A 284-nucleotide genomic window follows, 5' to 3' on the forward strand; every position below is an offset into this window, starting at 1 on the left:
CCATTGACTTGCGCTCAGCGCCCATCAATATTTTATCTTTCGCTTTCTCAAACTCTTCCATCGACACTAAACGACGGCCGCCACGAGCAGCAAATAATGCGGCTTCGTTAACAAGGTTTGCTAAGTCAGCACCAGAGAAGCCTGGTGTCCCACGCGCAATAACAGAAGCTTTAACATCGTCTCCTAACGGGACTTTACGCATATGTACTTTTAAGATCTGTTCGCGTCCGCGAATATCAGGTAAACCAACGGTAACCTGACGGTCAAAACGACCAGGACGAAGT

General features: G+C 47.9%; 1 pseudogene. It reads right to left on the bottom strand.

The features are described from left to right. Window positions 1–284: pseudogene (locus AADZ90_RS22450) on the bottom strand (ATP-dependent zinc metalloprotease FtsH); the annotation flags it as partial.

Origin of the sequence: Aestuariibius violaceus, assembly GCF_040779325.2 — a bacterium.
Lineage (GTDB): Bacteria > Pseudomonadota > Alphaproteobacteria > Rhodobacterales > Rhodobacteraceae > Aestuariibius > Aestuariibius violaceus.